This is a genomic window from Roseibium polysiphoniae, assembly GCF_014842925.1.
Classification (GTDB): domain Bacteria; phylum Pseudomonadota; class Alphaproteobacteria; order Rhizobiales; family Stappiaceae; genus Roseibium; species Roseibium polysiphoniae.
The window spans coordinates 439381-455744 of the sequence record NZ_JACYXJ010000001.1; the positions used below are offsets into that span (position 1 = coordinate 439381).

General features: G+C 58.9%; 16 protein-coding genes. 12 read left to right on the forward strand and 4 right to left on the reverse strand.

The window, feature by feature from the left end:
• Nucleotides 1-45: 45 nt before the first annotated feature.
• From IG617_RS02075 to IG617_RS02090, 4 genes are all read right to left on the reverse strand, one after another.
• A complete protein-coding gene (locus IG617_RS02075) occupies nt 46-534 on the reverse strand; it encodes an RDD family protein (protein ID WP_192106855.1) in 489 nt (162 codons plus the stop codon).
• A gap of 76 nt (nt 535-610) precedes the next feature.
• Nucleotides 611-1864 (reverse strand): threonine ammonia-lyase, encoded by a 1254-nt coding sequence (locus IG617_RS02080; RefSeq protein WP_192106858.1) that lies wholly within the window; start codon nt 1862-1864, stop codon nt 611-613.
• Nucleotides 1861-2898, reverse strand: a complete 1038-nt coding sequence (gene hemB / locus IG617_RS02085) for a porphobilinogen synthase (RefSeq protein ID WP_192106859.1) — start codon at nt 2896-2898, stop codon at nt 1861-1863. The genes IG617_RS02080 and hemB overlap by 4 nt, the downstream gene beginning before the upstream one ends.
• Before the next feature lie 161 nt (nt 2899-3059).
• Entirely contained in the window at nt 3060-5249 is a 2190-nt protein-coding gene (locus tag IG617_RS02090) for an EAL domain-containing protein (RefSeq protein WP_192106860.1), read from the reverse strand.
• Between the two features lie 352 nt (nt 5250-5601).
• On the opposite strand from IG617_RS02090, the gene IG617_RS02095 reads away from it, so the two are divergent.
• From IG617_RS02095 to ribH, 12 genes are all read left to right on the forward strand, one after another.
• Entirely contained in the window at nt 5602-6741 is a 1140-nt protein-coding gene (locus tag IG617_RS02095; RefSeq protein WP_192106861.1) for an acyl-CoA dehydrogenase family protein, read from the forward strand.
• A 47-nt stretch (nt 6742-6788) separates the two neighbouring features.
• Complete coding sequence (locus IG617_RS02100; RefSeq protein WP_192106862.1) at nt 6789-7823, forward strand: enoyl-CoA hydratase/isomerase family protein; 1035 nt, start codon at nt 6789-6791, stop codon at nt 7821-7823.
• A 12-nt stretch (nt 7824-7835) separates the two neighbouring features.
• Nucleotides 7836-8249: a DUF6163 family protein gene (locus IG617_RS02105; protein WP_153769596.1), complete on the forward strand. Its 414-nt coding sequence runs from the start codon at nt 7836-7838 to the stop codon at nt 8247-8249.
• A gap of 74 nt (nt 8250-8323) precedes the next feature.
• Entirely contained in the window at nt 8324-9217 is an 894-nt protein-coding gene (mmsB, locus tag IG617_RS02110) for a 3-hydroxyisobutyrate dehydrogenase (protein ID WP_192106863.1), read from the forward strand.
• A 153-nt stretch (nt 9218-9370) separates the two neighbouring features.
• The gene (ldtR, locus tag IG617_RS02115; RefSeq protein ID WP_153769594.1) at nt 9371-9883 is read left to right on the forward strand and encodes a transcriptional regulator LdtR; all 513 of its coding nucleotides are present in this window, start codon (nt 9371-9373) and stop codon (nt 9881-9883) included.
• A gap of 431 nt (nt 9884-10314) precedes the next feature.
• Nucleotides 10315-11565, forward strand: a complete 1251-nt coding sequence (locus tag IG617_RS02120) for a L,D-transpeptidase family protein (RefSeq protein ID WP_209008249.1) — start codon at nt 10315-10317, stop codon at nt 11563-11565.
• Between the two features lie 111 nt (nt 11566-11676).
• A complete protein-coding gene (locus IG617_RS02125; RefSeq protein ID WP_153769593.1) occupies nt 11677-11910 on the forward strand; it encodes a DUF6898 family protein in 234 nt (77 codons plus the stop codon).
• A 196-nt stretch (nt 11911-12106) separates the two neighbouring features.
• A complete protein-coding gene (gene glyA, locus IG617_RS02130) occupies nt 12107-13420 on the forward strand; it encodes a serine hydroxymethyltransferase (RefSeq protein ID WP_192106864.1) in 1314 nt (437 codons plus the stop codon).
• A 24-nt stretch (nt 13421-13444) separates the two neighbouring features.
• The gene (gene nrdR / locus IG617_RS02135) at nt 13445-13921 is read left to right on the forward strand and encodes a transcriptional regulator NrdR (protein WP_192106865.1); all 477 of its coding nucleotides are present in this window, start codon (nt 13445-13447) and stop codon (nt 13919-13921) included.
• Nucleotides 13922-13983: 62 nt separating this feature from the next.
• On the forward strand, nt 13984-15108 hold the full coding sequence (gene ribD / locus IG617_RS02140) for a bifunctional diaminohydroxyphosphoribosylaminopyrimidine deaminase/5-amino-6-(5-phosphoribosylamino)uracil reductase RibD (protein ID WP_192106866.1): 1125 nt from the start codon (nt 13984-13986) through the stop codon (nt 15106-15108).
• Between the two features lie 32 nt (nt 15109-15140).
• Complete coding sequence (locus IG617_RS02145) at nt 15141-15755, forward strand: riboflavin synthase (protein ID WP_192106868.1); 615 nt, start codon at nt 15141-15143, stop codon at nt 15753-15755.
• A gap of 155 nt (nt 15756-15910) precedes the next feature.
• On the forward strand, nt 15911-16360 hold the full coding sequence (gene ribH / locus IG617_RS02150; protein ID WP_192106870.1) for a 6,7-dimethyl-8-ribityllumazine synthase: 450 nt from the start codon (nt 15911-15913) through the stop codon (nt 16358-16360).
• The last annotated feature ends 4 nt before the right edge of the window (nt 16361-16364 follow it).

A 16364-nucleotide genomic window follows, 5' to 3' on the forward strand; every position in this document is an offset into this window, starting at 1 on the left:
GCTTGTTCACCAGCGAATGTGAAATCTCATGCCTGCCGGACGGATTTAGCGGCGCAAAGCCTCGGAATTCATCACAAGTGTGCCCAGCACAATGTCATGCAGCAGCCGTTTGCGATCCGAAAACAGCGAGATCAGCAAAATCAGGGGCGTCAGAAGCGATATGGAAAACCAGAACAGTATGACGTGGACAGCCGCCAGCAGCGGATAGGGACGGGCCCCATACCAGAGGCGCATCTCAAGGCCCATCGCGCGCATCCCCGGCGTTGCCGCGTTTGGCCCGCCAAGGGTAAAGGCCGTGTAGGCGATTGGCAGGATCGGGCTGAGCACTGCAAACAACAGCCATCCAAGGCCGAGCGTGAAAATGCCAAGGAAGAAAACCAGCACGGCGGCGGGCAGGAACAGGATCGCGACGGCGATCGCATCGATCAGGAATGCAAACATCCTGCGGGTCCGCACCCCCTCGAACAGCTCGGGCTGCACAAGCGCGTCATAGGCATCGCGTCGTTCGTCGGCATTGGAAAAGTCGGCGGACATGTGCAGGTCTCCGTTTGTATTCAGCGCTTGATTTGGGGACGTTCCCCCTAAATTGCAAATCGGAGGTTGCTCTCCGTCAGTCCATCCGCTCGCCGATTTCAAGGTGGCGGACCGTAAATCCACGCTGCCGGAGGGCTGTGACGATCTCCTCGCCATGAGGTCTGTCGAAGGCCTCAAAGGTAACGTCAAGGGTTGCGCCCTTGGCCGGAACGTTCAGGAACAGCCTGTGATGGGCAACGTCCACCACATTGCCCTGCATGTCGCCGATGGTGGTTGCGATCTCGCCCAGGACACCAGGACGGTCTGGCGTGTCGATGCGAATGGAGACCAGCCGCCCATCTCGTGCAAGCTCCCTGACCACGATCTTGGACAAGAGCCGCGGGTCGATGTTGCCGCCGCACAGCACGAGACCGACACGCTTGCCGGCAAAGCGGTCCGGATCTGTCAGCATTCCGGCAAGCCCGGCCGCGCCAGCGCCTTCGGCAATGGTTCGCAAGAGCGTCAGATAGGCGTTGATCGCCTGCTCAATCGTGCTTTCCTTGGCAAGGATGATCTCGTCGACGGTCTGTTTGACGACCTCAGTGGTCAGCAGGCCGATGTCTCGCACGGCGATGCCTTCGGCAATGGTCGCGCCTTCACAACGAACGTCCTTGCCGTGCATCGCGCCCCACATGCCTGGATATAGTACGGTTTCCACGCCGATGACTTCAATGCTCGGCTTGATTGCCTTTGCCGCGACGGCCATACCGGAAATCAGTCCCCCGCCGCCGACCGGAATGACGAGCGTGTCGAGATCCGGCTGGGCCTCGAGCATTTCAAGCGCGATGGTGCCCTGACCGTGAATGACGTGGGCATCATCATAAGGATGCACCCAGACGAGGTTCTTCTCGGCGGCGAGCCTGTCTGCCTCGGCCTTTGCTTCCGCGAGCGTGTTGCCGATCAGAACCACTTCTGCGCCATAGTCGCGCGTCGCGGAAATCTTCACGAACGGGGTCAGGGCCGGCATGACGATCGTCGCCGGTATGCCCAGTCTCCCGGCATGATAGGCAACCCCTTGGGCGTGGTTGCCGGCGGAAACGGCGATCACGCCGCGTTTGCGTTCGCTCTCGCCTAGGCTGGAAAGCTTGACCAGGGCACCGCGTTCCTTGAAGGCGCCGGTGACCTGCATGTTCTCGTATTTCACATAGACATCGGCGCCGGTCAGTCGTGACAGGCGCGGAGCGGGCAGGCAGGGCGTCTTGAGAACCGCGCCGCTGATGAGATCAGCGGCTTTGCGGATACCCTCGATCGTGACTTGCGCCGGATCGGAGTGAGAAAAAGCGTCACTCATGTGCGCTCGGTCAGCAGCTTCGCCACCCGCGGCGCGAAATAGGTGAGGATGCCGTCGGCGCCCGCACGCTTGAAAGCCATCAGGCTTTCGAGCATGGCGCGCTCTCCGTCGATCCAGCCGTTGGCATTCGCCGCTTCGATCATCGCGAATTCACCTGATACCTGATAGGCATAGGTCGGCATGCGGAAGCTTTCCTTGAGGCGCCAGACGATGTCCAGATAGGGTAGTCCCGGCTTGACCATGATCATGTCCGCGCCCTCGGAGATGTCCAGTTCGGCTTCGCGGATGGCTTCATCCGTGTTGCCGCAATCCATCTGGTAGGTGCGCTTGTCGCCGATCAAGGTGGCGTTGGTTCCGATGGCATCCCGGAACGGGCCGTAGAAGGCAGACGCGTATTTGGCAGTATAGGCCATGATCTGGGTGTGGCGAAGGCCGGCGTTGTCGAGCGAACCGCGAATGGCCGCCACCCGGCCGTCCATCATGTCCGAAGGTCCGATGATGTCGGATCCTGCCTCGACCTGGGTCAGGGCCTGGCGGCAAAGCTGATCGACCGTCTCGTCGTTGAGGATGGTTTCACCGTCCAGAAGTCCGTCGTGCCCGTGGCTGGTGTAGGGGTCTAGCGCAACATCCGTCATCAGGCCGATGTTCAACCCGAGTTTCTTGATCTCCCGGCAGGCGCGGCAGACAAGGTTTTGCGGATTGAGGGCTTCGCTGCCACTCGCGTCGCGAAGCGCATCGTCCGTGTAGGGGAAGAGGGCCAGAACCGGAATACCGAGACTTTCTGCCTTCACCGCGTCCTTGACGGCCTCGTCTACGGAGAGGCGCTCGACGCCGGGCATGGATGCCACGGCCTGACGGATGCCGGTACCTTCAACGACGAAGATCGGCCAGATCAGGTCATGGACCGTCAGCACCGTTTCGCGCACCAGCCGCCGGCTCCAGTCAGAGCCCCGGTTGCGGCGCATGCGGCGACCCCCAAGGATCTCATCCATAGACTCGGAAGTGATCGCGGGGGGACGGGAAGACGAAGGCATGTGCGGGTTCCTAGCTGGAGGAGGACGTGGTGCGAACGCCTGTTCGGCGCAACCTTACGACCTCAATGGCGCGAGGCGGCCATCGAAGTCAAGTGAGCCGAGCTCAAGCATTGCTGTTCGCCAGGCTGATGGCCCAATACAAGCGATGCAGGGGTAGGGCCTCAGGCTGGTGCGCTCTCGCTCTGCTTGGCGTCTTCCATATAGAGCGACTGGGCAAAAGACGGAAAGGCGACAGCTGGCATGGGCTTGCTGAAGAGGTAGCCCTGAAAGACGGTGCAGCCGAGCGACATGAACCTTTCGAGCTGTTCCTCTTCCTCGATGCCTTCCACCATGACCGAGATGCTCATAGACTCGCCTAGTTCCAGAATGCTCTTTACAATCAACTCGTTTGCCTTGTTGAGGGCAACATTTGTCAGGGACCGGTCGATCTTGATCGTGTCGAGAGGCAATTCCTTGAGATAGTGGATCGATGTGTGCCCCATGCCGAAGTCATCCAGGGCGATCCTGACGCCGGCGATCCGAAGTTCATGAAGTGTCAGCACGGCGCGTTTGTCCGGGAGCAGGGCGCTGGTCTCGGTGATCTCCAGTTCGACCTGTTTGGGTGTCAGCCCACTTTCTCGAATGATGTGGAGAGCCTTTTCGCAGAAGTCGGGGTTGCTGAGCTGGCGAGGCGAGACGTTGACGGCGAGCGTGCAATCCTCCGCAAGCCAGTGGCTCCATTCAGCGCGTTTCGTGCAAGCCTCGCGCAGGATGAAGAAGCCGAGCTCGTCCAGATATCCGCTTTCTTCGGCCAATGCGATGATCAGGGGAGGCGCAATTCGGCCAAGAGACGGGTGCTCCCAACGCAGCAGCGCTTCCGTGCCCGAAACCTCCCGGTTTCTGACATTGATTTGCGGCTGATACTCCAGGAACAGCTGATTGGAGCTTTTCACGGCCTCGTCAAGGTCGCGGGCCAGCGTTGTCGCCAGCCGACCTTCAGCCCCATGCATTTCGAGAAGGTGAGCACCGGCAAACTGCGCGTGCTGGCTCTCAACCTGGTTATTCAGTGTTTCCAGAAGTTTGACATTCCTCAGCATGCCCACCTGTTCAGACAGTCGAACGAAGGGGACGTAGATCAGCGTTCCAATCACCAGACCGACGACCTGCAGCAAAGAGCCCGCGATGGAGCCCGTGATCAGGTAACCGCTGGCAAAGACCGGTGTCGTCCAGGTGGCATATTCGGTTATGCGCGGCACAAGGTGGAGGTCGATTGCATTGTAGGCGACGAAGGCTTGCACCAAAGGCGTGGTGATCAGGGGAATGACATAGAGCGGATTGAGAACAAGAGGGATCCCGTACATCAATGGCTCATTGACGTTGAACAGGGCCGGTATCAGCGCAATGAACGCGAACTTTCGGCTTGTGGCCGTTTTTCCTGCGATCACCAGCGCGAGAATGAGGCAAAGGGTGCTGCCTGACCCGCCCATGCGGGTGAAGAAGTCAAAGAACTGCGCGGTGAGAATATAGGGAGGCATCGTTTCGGCGCGCGCGGCCAGCGCGTTTGCATCAGCGGCCTGATCGAAAACGACCTCATGCACCGGGGAAAGAATGTTGGGCCCGTGAAGGCCGAAAAACCAAAGCACCTGGGCAGAGAATTCATAAAGAAGCGAATAGATCAGCTGGTCATTCGCCATTGCGGGAATGGAGACCAGAAAACTTGCGAACAATGCTTCGAGCCCGGGGGCAATGCTGATCATCAACAGCATCTTGGCGATGCAGAAAATCACGATTGTCGCCATGGCGGCCGGCATGAGCAGAAAGACATCACCAATAAGCGGATCATGCCCGAACGCGCCGACAGGTAAACGGAGGGCGCGAAACTGCGACAGCCTGAACAGCAGCCAACTTGCGAGGGCCGATGTTGCCAGCGCAGTGAGGATGTTGTCGCGGAGGGACAGAACCTCCAAGAAACCTGCATCGCCATCTGGGGCGACGATGACGAAAAAGCAGGAAACCACGACCATTGTTGTCAATGCCGAGTTCGCACGCAGTTGACCCGGTCTCCACGGCTGAAGGTTCGTCAACGTGATCGAGAACCCGATCAGTACGACCAGCGCCGCGATGCCGAAGCTACAGTCGATCAGCGCATCGCAGAAGCTTGTGAAGTGCGGGCTCTTGAGAAAGCCAAATGCCGGAAAGGGCGGGTGCCGAAGCAGCAGGGCGATGGCGCCGAGCATGATCAGCGGCAGCGAGAGCGCCAAGCTTCGGTGTGTCGCGATAAAGTATGGATTGTGTTCAAATCGCTCAGATAGATCCAGAATTCCGGTTTTTAGCCGGGATATTTTCGCATCCGTGCGATTTGTACTTTGCATTTATTGCTCCGCAACGAGGCCTCGGCGCATATGCCAAAAGGCGTGGCGTAACTCCAACGTGATATGAGAGTGAAAGTTGTAAATAATAATATAAATCGTAGAAAATGACATGGGCGGAAAGCCGAAGAGTGTCGGTAGTTATTATAAGCCGACTAAGAAAGTTGTGCTGCCTGAGGCCAGCTTAAATCTGTCCATTTTGAGCGCGACGGAATGAAGGTATCTAACAAACCTATTGTTATATTTCGCTTTTTTGATTTGTTTGACGTTTACGTCAAAACAGCGTAATCGCATTTGATAGGAGGATTGCGGATCTCGCGGCCAACGCGCGAGGCCATTCTTGGGAGGACAAGCAGTGGATTTTTCGCTCAGTGAGGATCAGCGTGCGTTTCGCGACATGGCTTCGGCCTTTGCGCGAGACGAGATGGAGCCCTATGCCCGGGAATGGGATGAAAAGGCGTATTTCCCCCAGGAGACCCTGCGTCAGGCGGCATCTCTCGGATTTGGCGGAATCTATGTGCGCGAGGATGTTGGTGGTTCGTCCCTGACGCGCACCGATGCGGCGATCATATTCGAGGAATTGGCCAAAGGCTGTACATCGACGGCCGCCTATATCTCCATTCACAACATGGGCGCCTGGATGATCGACACCTATGGGTCGCAGGAGCTGCGCAAAGCCTATCTGCCCGATCTCTGCACCATGGCCAGGTTCGCCAGCTACTGTCTGACTGAGCCGGGATCCGGATCGGATGCGGCCAGTCTCAGGACGTCGGCTAGAGAGGATGGCGATCACTATGTTTTGAACGGCTCAAAGGCATTCATTTCCGGCGGCGGCGTCAGTGATGTCTATGTCACCATGGTGCGGACCGGCGGGGAGGGCCCCAAGGGAATCAGCTGTGTCGTGGTCGACAAGGACACGCCCGGCTTGTCCTTTGGCGCGCAGGAAGTGAAGCTTGGCTGGAAGAGCCAGCCAACCGCTCAGGTTAATTTTCAGGACTGCCGCGTCCCCAAGGCAAACCGGCTCGGTGCCGAAGGCGAAGGCTTCAAGATCGCCATGGCCGGCCTCGATGGAGGACGCATCAACATCGGCGCCTGTTCGCTCGGCGCTGCCCAGACCTGTCTCGACCGTTCAACAGCTTATTTGAAGGAACGCAAGCAGTTCGGCAAAGCCCTGGCAGAGTTCCAGGCCTTGCAGTTCCGTCTAGCGGACATGGCAACCGAGCTGGAGGCGGCAAGGTTGCTGCTCCACAAGGCCGCCGGTCTTGTCGACGGGAAGACTGCGGATGCCACCAAAATGGCAGCTATGGCGAAGCGTTTGGCGACTGATACCGGCTTCAAGGTGGTCAACGAAGCGCTGCAGCTTCATGGCGGCTATGGCTATCTGCGCGACTATCCGATCGAGCGCTACCTGCGCGATGTGCGCGTGCACCAGATTCTGGAAGGCACCAACGAGATCATGCGCGTCATTATTGCCCGCCAGCTTCTGGCGGAGTGACCGGGCCCTTTCAGCTAGAAATTTCGGATCCCCAGGAGGCCTCGCCCTTGACCGACGACATTCTCTTCGAACAGCGCGGCTTTGCCGGCGTTGTCACGCTCAATCGCCCCAAGGCGCTCAACGCACTCAATCACCCGATGGTCACCGCACTGGCGGCAAAGCTGACAGAATGGGCCGGCGATGACAGCATTCGCCATGTGGTCCTGACCGGGCCGGGGGAAAAAGCCTTTTGTGCCGGCGGCGACATCCGCAAGATCTATGACATGAAGCTGGCGGGAGAGGCTGGGCTTCCCGAGTTCTTTCGCGATGAGTATCTGCTGAACGCGCAGATCAAGGCGTTCTCCAAGCCCTATATCTCAGTGATTGACGGCATCGTCATGGGTGGCGGTGTCGGTCTCTCTGCCCATGGAAGTCACCGCGTCGGCACGGAATTCACGATGTTCGCCATGCCCGAAACCGGCATCGGCTTCTTTCCGGACGTCGGAGGGACCTATTTTTTGCCGCGCATGCCGCGCTTCACCGGCACCTATTGCGCCATGAGCGCCGGGCGCCTGAAACAGGCGGACGCCTATGAAACCGGTGTCCTGACCCACACCATTCACCGGGACGGCGTCGAGCAGCTTTTGAAGGCGCTGGAAACGAGTGACGACGTCGATGGCGCAATCGAAGCCTGTGCCGTCGACGCTGGTGCGTCCGAATTGATGAAACAAGCCGATCTGGTTGAAGCGGCCTTTTCTGCCGGCTCGGTGTCGGCAATTATGGAGCAGCTTGACGCTTCAGGCCATGAATTCGCAGCAAAGACCGCCGCTGCCATCCGCTCAAAATCCCCGACCAGCGTCCATCTCGCCTTTGAGCAGATGCGCCGGGGCGCTTCCCTGGATTTCAATGGCTGTATGAAACTCGAATACCGAATTGTCAGCCAGGTTCTCCAAGGTCATGACTTCTTTGAAGGCGTGCGCGCGGTGCTTGTGGACAAGGATCATGCGCCAAAATGGCAGCCCGATCAGTTAGATCAGGTAGACAGCGCCGATCTGCAGGCGTATTTCGAAGAACCAACAACAGGCGACCTTCCACTGACCTGATCGGATCCGGCCATGATCACCAGCTTCCAGGACCTTATCAAAACGCGCCCGCCGTGGAGCACGGTCCTGATCTGGTATCTCAGAGGCATTGCGCTGCTCCTGGTCGGCGGTGGCATCATCCATTGGGCGCGCATCGTCGGCTTCGTGCCCTGGCGCGGCCTGTGGTTCTGGGACATGCCAATCGAATGGCAGGCAGCGACCGTCTTTTTCGCCGTGCTCGATCTCGTGGCGGCCACGGGCCTTTGGCTGGCGGTGTCCTGGGGAACGGTGATGTGGCTCTTTCGCGCCATGAGCCAGATCGTGATGCATTCCCTTTTTTCCGATATCTATGGGCGCCGCCCTTACGAGATCTCCTTCTACATTCTGACGATCGCCATCTATCTCCTGCTCATGTATCTGATGGAGCGTGAGAACCGCACCAATTAGCGGGACTTTGTCGGGATCATCTTCGTCCTGGCCCTGGCGCCGGGTTTTCAGTCATTCGCCATCGGGAGGAAAACATGGCAACGAACATCGGTTTCATCGGGCTTGGCAATATGGGCGGCCCCATGGCTGCCAACCTGGTCAAGGCAGGCCATAAGGTCTCCGGCTTTGATCTGTCCGAGGCAGCACTGGCTGCGCTCGAGGCTGCAGGTGGAAGCCGTGCCGAGAGCGTTGCCGATCTTGCCGAAGGCGCTGATGTGATCGTCACCATGCTTCCGGCCGGTGCCCATGTGCGCAAGATCTATCAGGGCGAAGGCGGCATCCTCGACAACGCACGTCCTGGCACGCTCTTGATTGACAGCTCCACGATCGACGTCGACAGCGCGCGCGTTGTCGCCGCCGCTGCTGCCGGCAAGGACATGCCGATGGTCGACGCACCCGTGTCTGGTGGTGTCGGCGGCGCGACGGCCGGAACGCTGACGTTCATGGTCGGCGGACCCGAAAATGCATTTGCTGCCGCCAAGCCGTTTCTGGACATCATGGGCAAGACGATCGTTCACGCCGGTGACGCGGGCACCGGGCAGGCTGCCAAGATCTGTAACAACATGATCCTCGGCATTTCGATGATCGGTGTCAGCGAAGCCTTCGTCCTTGCTGAACGACTTGGTCTCGATCCGCAGAAACTTTTCGACATTTCCTCAACCGCTTCTGGGCAGTGCTGGGCGTTGACGTCCTATTGTCCCGTCCCGGGACCCCTGCCGTCTTCTCCGGCGAACCGGGATTACCAGCCTGGCTTTGCGGCTGAAATGATGCTCAAGGATCTGAAGCTGGCCCAGGACGCAGCACATTCCTCAGGGGCAGGGACGCCACTGGGGGCGCAGGCCGCCGCGCTTTACTCCCTGTTCTGCAATTCAGGCGGTGAAGGCGTCGACTTCTCGGGTATCGTGAAATACCTGCGCGGAACATCATGAATCAAATGTTTCAAGCCTTTGGACAAACGCCTGAAAACATTTAACTTCTGATTCAGCGTGTCTCTTAAGCGGATTTTAGAAGCGTCTGTGTACTGTGATGATCAAGGTGGGAAAAATATCCACCGAGTGACAGGTATATAGAGGCGCAAACATATGATCACCGCAACAAGGGCAGTCGATGCAGTGGTACAGGGCGAAGGGGAGACGGAAATCAAACCGCTCTACCTGGAAGCGCTGACGCTCGTTGAGCGGCTGCATCGTCGACTCCTCGATGTTATCAAGGATGAGTTTGACCGTATGGGCCGGTCCGATGTGAACAGTGTGCAGGCTCTGCTCCTATTCAACATCGGCGACGCCGAACTGACGGCAGGCGAGCTGCGGACACGCGGCTACTACCTGGGGTCAAACGTATCCTACAATCTGAAGAAACTGGTCGAGACCGGTTACATTCACCATCAGCGTTCGCGCATGGATCGCCGTTCGGTCCGTGTCTCCCTGACCGACAAGGGCCAGGAAGTCGCAAGGATCGTCAATGATCTTTACGAGCGTCACATGCTGTCGGTGGAGCAGGTGGGCGAGATCGGACCGGAAGACTTTGTTTCCTTGAACAAGTCTCTCCGCCGTCTGGAACGCTTCTGGACCGACCAGATCTTGTATCGTCTCTAAAATTTAGCGACAGATCCAGATGACGAGAAACGCCGTTCCGGGTAAACTGGGACGGCGTTCCTCGTTCTGCCATCGGCCTCGTGTCGGGCAGGAAGGAAGTCGCCCGCTTGACCAAAATTTGCCTGCGGATGCGTTTCGTCAGAGCTCAATTGTGGCACTGCGACATGATCTGGACACATTGAAATGGCTTGGTTAAGGGGATTGTGCGAAGATGATGTGCCCAGCTGGCCTTTTTTGACGCCATTTTGTTAAGCAAGATAATGCTAGGCACCACGTAAGTTCCTAGCTGCGAATTTCGACTGGTGATGTGCACGATGATGAACCTTGGCCGATCTTTTGATTTCCGTCCCGAACTGCTGCGCTCTACTGTAGCAAAAGCCGCGCGTTTTGGCGGAAAGGGCGACCTTGGCAGGTTCGCCGTCTGTGGCGCGATGCTGTCGTCGATGTTGGTCGGCTTTAGCGTGACCGCGATCGCCGAGTCACAGTCTCCTCTTCAAGCTCTGCGTCAGCATCAGCAGCGCGTTGAGTGGGAAGATCGTTTCGATGCGACGATGGAATCGCTGCAGGCGATGAAGTCGTCGAACCCGACGCTTTCACCCGAAACGGCAAATTACATCTCCGTAGCAATCGACCATTATTCACGGATTGTGCAGCTGGGCGGCTGGGGCCGGGTCAGCGATGCCGGCAAGCGCCCGCTGCGTATCGGCGCAAAGGATGCGCGCGTTCTTGAACTGCGCAAGCGTCTGATGGCCTCTGGCGATCTTGAACAGACCGCCGGCCTTTCCAACACATTCGATTCCTACGTTGACGCGGGTCTGCGCCGGTTCCAGATGCGCCACGGCCTGATCCCGGACGGTGTTCTGGGCAGTTCCACAGTGACGGCGCTCAATGTCCCCGCTGAGGTGCGCCTGCGTCAGCTTGAGACCAACCTGATACGCCTGCGTGCCATGTCGGGTTTCCTGGGCGACCGCTACGTGATGGTCAACATACCCGCAGCCGAGATCGAAGCCGTTGAAAACGGCCATGTCCGCTCGCGCCACAACGCAGTTGTTGGCAAGATCGACCGGCAGACGCCGATCCTCAACAGCAAGATCTACGAGCTGAACTTTAACCCCTACTGGACCGTCCCCGTCTCGATCATCCGCAAGGACCTGATCCCGAAGATGAAGGAAGACCCTCAGTATCTGGCCAAGAACAAGATCCGGATCTTCGACTGGAAGGGCAATGAGCTCAGCTGGCAGCAGATCGACTGGAACACGGAAGAAGCGACGAAATATCAGTTCCGTCAGGAACCGGGCGAGATCAACTCCCTCGGCAGCGTGCGCATCAACTTCCACAACCAGCATCAGGTCTATCTGCACGACACGCCTTCGAAGTCTCTCTTCGGCAGTGACTATCGCTTCCACTCCTCAGGTTGCGTGCGTGTGCAGAACGTCAAGGAACTCGTGACCTGGCTGCTTCAGTCCACCACACCGGACTGGAACCGTGCGCGCGTTGACGACATGATCCGCGTAGGCGAGCGCGAGGATGTCCGGCTCAAGTCGAGCATTCCGCTCTATCTCACCTACATCACCGCCTGGTCGACTGCTGATGGTGTCATCCAGTTCCGCGATGATATCTACAACCGCGATGGTCTGTATTCCGCCCCAGATGACATTGCCGGGTTCACGGCGCGTCTCTGACCAACACATGATCTCGACCGGTCCCGGACTTGGAGCAGGTCTTGCCAAGTCCGGCCGGGCGTGTCTTTCTCATGGTTCTGAGTTATCTGATCGCGGAATGAGTCTGCATCCATGAGCCGCCAAGGTCCCGTTCCAGGCGAAATCTACATCGAGTTTCATCCCGTCGGCCAACAGGTCAAGGTGACGGCGATTGACGCATCGACGGGCATCGAAGTGGTGGTCATCGGGCCGTCCAAGGCCGCCTCGGCAGATCTCAAAAATCTCGCTGTTCGCAAACTCTTGCGCCGGATCGAGCGCGAAGCGCCGCCAGCCGCGCCATCACCGGCACGCGGCCGCGTTGTCTGACGCGAGCAAGATCCTCAAATATGTTTCGCCCAAAGGGTGTCGGTTTTGTGAGGCCCTGCGTCGGCGTGGCTCTTGGATCGCTGTCGTCTCTATGGTAGTTCCGACGCCAACAGAATGCGGCAGGCTGCTGATGCCGATGTCGCGCTGCAGGGCATAGTGCCCCACTTGTCGAGCTCCAGCTGAAAAGGAAGGTGCGATGTCTTTGACGGATTCCGCGACCAGCCAGTCTTCTTTCTCCGATTTCTTCACGCGTCCGCTTGCCGAGAGCGATCCCGAGCTGTTCGGTGCGATCCAAAAGGAACTCGGTCGTCAGCAGCATGAGATCGAGCTCATCGCCTCTGAAAACATCGTGTCCCAGGCTGTTCTGGACGCGCAAGGCTCGGTTCTTACCAACAAATACGCTGAAGGCTATCCGGGCAAGCGCTACTACGGTGGCTGCGAGTTCGTCGATATCGCCGAAGATCTGGCGATTGATCGTGCCAAGAAGCTGTTTGGATGCGATTTTGCCAACGTTCAGCCGAGCTCGGGCAGCCAGGCAAACCAGTCTGTCTTCCTGGCGCTGATCAAGCCAGGTGACACCATCCTGGGCATGAGCTTGGATGCAGGTGGTCACCTGACTCATGGTGCCCGTCCGAACATGTCTGGCAAGTGGTTCAACGCAATTCAATACGGTCTGGATCTCGAAACGGGCCTGATCGACTATGACGCGATGGCCGAGCTTGCTCGTGAGCACAAGCCGAAGCTGATCATTGCCGGTGGCTCCGCCTATTCACGCCAGATCGATTTTGCCAAGTTCCGGGAAGTTGCTGACGAAGTCGGCGCATTCCTGATGGTCGACATGGCTCATTTCGCCGGTCTTGTGGCGGCCGGAGAGCATCCGAGCCCGTTCCCTCATGCAGATGTCGCGACCACGACCACCCACAAGACCCTGCGCGGACCGCGCGGCGGCATGGTTCTGACCAATGACGAGGCGATCGCCAAGAAGATCAACTCTGCGGTTTTCCCAGGCTTGCAGGGCGGCCCGCTCATGCATGTCGTCGCTGCAAAGGCCGTGGCCTTCGGCGAAGCGCTGGCGCCAGGCTTCAAGGACTACGTCAAATCCGTGCGTGCCAATGCCCAGGTGCTGGCCGAAACACTGCGTGAAGGTGGTGTCGAGATTGTATCCGGCGGTACGGACACCCATTTGATGCTGGTTGATCTGCGTCCCAAGATGCTGACCGGTCGCGACACTGAAAACAGCCTTGGCCGCGCAGCCATCACCTGTAACAAGAACGGTGTGCCGAACGATCCGCAGAAGCCTATGATCACCTCGGGAATCCGTCTTGGAACACCAGCAGCAACGACCCGCGGCTTCGGCATTGCCGAGTTCCGTGAAGTTGGTCTGTTGATTACGGAAGTTCTCGATGGCCTGAAAGCTGCAAACAGTGAAGATGGCAATGCCGCCGTCGAAGCTGCGGTGAAGGCGAAGGTCGAGGCCCTGACGGCTCGCTTCCCGATCTATCCGGCCTGATTTGGCCGCCTAACGGAGAACAGCATGCGGTGTCCCTATTGCGGCGGTGATGAAACCCAGGTCAAGGACTCGCGTCCGACCGAGGACAACACGGCCATTCGCCGGCGCAGGGTCTGCAACACCTGTGCCGGACGCTTCACCACCTTCGAGCGCGTGCAGCTGCGCGAACTCATGGTGCTGAAACGGTCAGGACGCCGCGTGCCGTTTGATCGTGAAAAACTCATGCGCTCGGTGTCCATCGCCGTGCGCAAGAGGCCGGTCGAGCCTGAGCGGATCGAGCGGATGGTCAGCGGCATCGTCCGCCAGCTGGAAAGTTCCGGTGAAAGCGATGTCACTGCCGAGACCATCGGCAACCATGTCATGGAAGGCCTGAAGGGAATCGATGACGTGGCCTATGTCCGCTTTGCATCGGTCTACAAGAATTTCCGGGAAGCCAAGGATTTCGAGGCACTTCTCGATGAATTGAGTGGACCGGATGGCCAGCCTCTGGTCGAGCTGTAGGACGGAGCGCCCGCTCGTGCGCTCATGCCTCAATCGTCCAGCCAGAGGGTGACACGAAACTCATGACGACCAGTGCCGAACAGGATCGCCGTTTCATGCTGGCGGCCGTGCGTCTTGCGCGCCGCGGCCTGGGACGTGTGTGGCCCAACCCGTCCGTGGGCGCGATTATCGTCGCACAGGATGAAAACGGCGACGATGTTCTTGTCGGCCGTGGTGTTACCTCCCGTCCAGGCAGCGCCCATGCGGAAGTAAACGCCCTGCGCCAGGCAGGCGAGCGGGCACGTGGCGCGACCTGCTATGTCACCCTTGAGCCTTGTTCCCATTTCGGACGCACGCCGCCCTGTTCCAGCGCCTTGATCGAGGCCGGCATCACCCGTGTGGTGATCGGCATGCGCGATCCCAATCCGCGCGTTGCAGGCAGGGGCATCGCGATGTTGCAAGAGGCGGGCATCGACGTGGTTGTTGGCGTCGAGGCAAAGGCCTGTGCAGACCTCCACCATGGCTTCGCACTTCGGATCACCGAACAGCGCCCCCATGTGTTCTTGAAACTGGCGGTCTCGCAGGATGGTTTCATCGGCCGCCCTGGCGCCGGTCAGGTCAGGATTTCATGCCCCTTGTCCATGCGCCACGTCCATGGATTCCGCGCCTCCCATGACGCGATACTCGTGGGCATCGGCACCGCCCTGGCTGATGACCCGCAGCTGACCTGCCGCCTGCCGGGCATGGCGGATCAGTCTCCGGTCCGGGTGGTTCTGGACGCCGCGGCGAAGCTGCCGCTAAACTCAAAGCTGGTTCAGACTGCCGCAGATGTGCCGGTCTGGTTGATTGCAGGCAACGACGCCGATCCCGAGCGGATCAAGGCCTTGGCGAATGAGGGCGTGCTGATCGTGCGCGTTCCGCTGGAAGAGGGCCGTATCGCGCCGTCTGTGGCCCTGCGCGCGCTTGGAACCCGTGGTATCACGCGGCTGATGATCGAGGGCGGATCACGTATTGCCAGCGCCTTCCTGAGCACGGAATGTGTCGATGATCTGTGTGTGGTGACGGGAGCGGTTGAGGTCGGTGCGGGCGGCATACCGGCCCTGCACGGTCTTGACCTTGAAGCGGTGCTGGCCGATCCCAGATATCAATGTATCGACAGCGGTCGTCTGAATGGTGACGCCTATCTTTATTTGCGCAAACGCACCTGAATCTGCATCTGAAACTGGAAGTGGGGCCTGACATGTTCACCGGTATTGTCACCGACCTTGGCGAGATCCTGTCGGTCGAGAAGATTCCGGCGGGGATCAGGACTCGCATCAAGACTGTTTATGATCCCAATGGCATCGATCTTGGTGCATCCATTGCCTGTGGCGGTCCCTGCCACACGGTGACGGCCAAGGGCCATGGCGCTGACGGGAGCAACTGGTTCGAGGTTGAATCGGCGGCAGAAACCCTTGCGCTGACAACGGCCAGCCAATGGTCCGCCGGCCAGAAACTGAACCTGGAGCGTTCCCTCGCCATGGGTACGGAACTGGGCGGTCATCTCGTGCTCGGCCACGTCGATGGCACCGCGAAGATCACAAAGCGGACCGACCACGAAGACAGCGTCTACTTCCAGTTTGAAGTCTCCCGCGAAGTCGCGCCTTTCATCGCCAAGAAAGGCTCGGTCTGCCTCGACGGGACGTCTCTGACGGTCAATGAGGCCGAGGGGCTGCTGTTCTCCGTTTTCCTGATCCCGCACACGCTCGCCGTCACCACTTGGGGCGACCGCCAGGAGGGCGATCTCGTGAATCTTGAAGTCGACATGATGGCCCGTTATGCAGCACGTCTTGCGGAATTCACGCACGAGGCGTAACTGAAGGCAGCGATTGGCGCAGCCGACCAGAGCGGCTCGCGTTTACCAGACCTTGTTTTTCTCCCCAGCGATAGCCCGCCGGGGCAGGGAACGGGGTGGACAAATTCGCACGGGCATGGTTCCTGTCGCGACCCTCAAGAAAGACGAATGGACCCATGGCCTCAGCACCGAAGATCCTGATCATCGAAGCCCGTTTCTATGACGATCTTGCAGACGCCCTCGCCGAAGGCGCGATCCAGGCGATCGAGGCGGCAGGCGGAACTTACGAGCGCATCGCTGTGCCTGGCGTTCTGGAAATTCCTGCGGCCCTTTCGATGGTTATGACCGCTATGGAAAACGATGGTGAGCTCTACGATGGATTTGTGCTTCTGGGCGCAGTGATCCGCGGCGAAACCTCCCACTATGATATCGTCGCCAATGAATCGGCTCGGGTCATCATGGATCTGATGGTCGACGCGGACCTGGCGATCGGCAACGGAATCCTGACCGTAGAAAACGACGCCCAGGCCTGGGCACGGGCAAAGGTCAGTGAAAAGAACAAGGGCGGCGCGGCAGCTGAAGCAGCCTTGGCCATGATCGCCCTGCGCGAAAGGCTCGGAGTTTAACAAT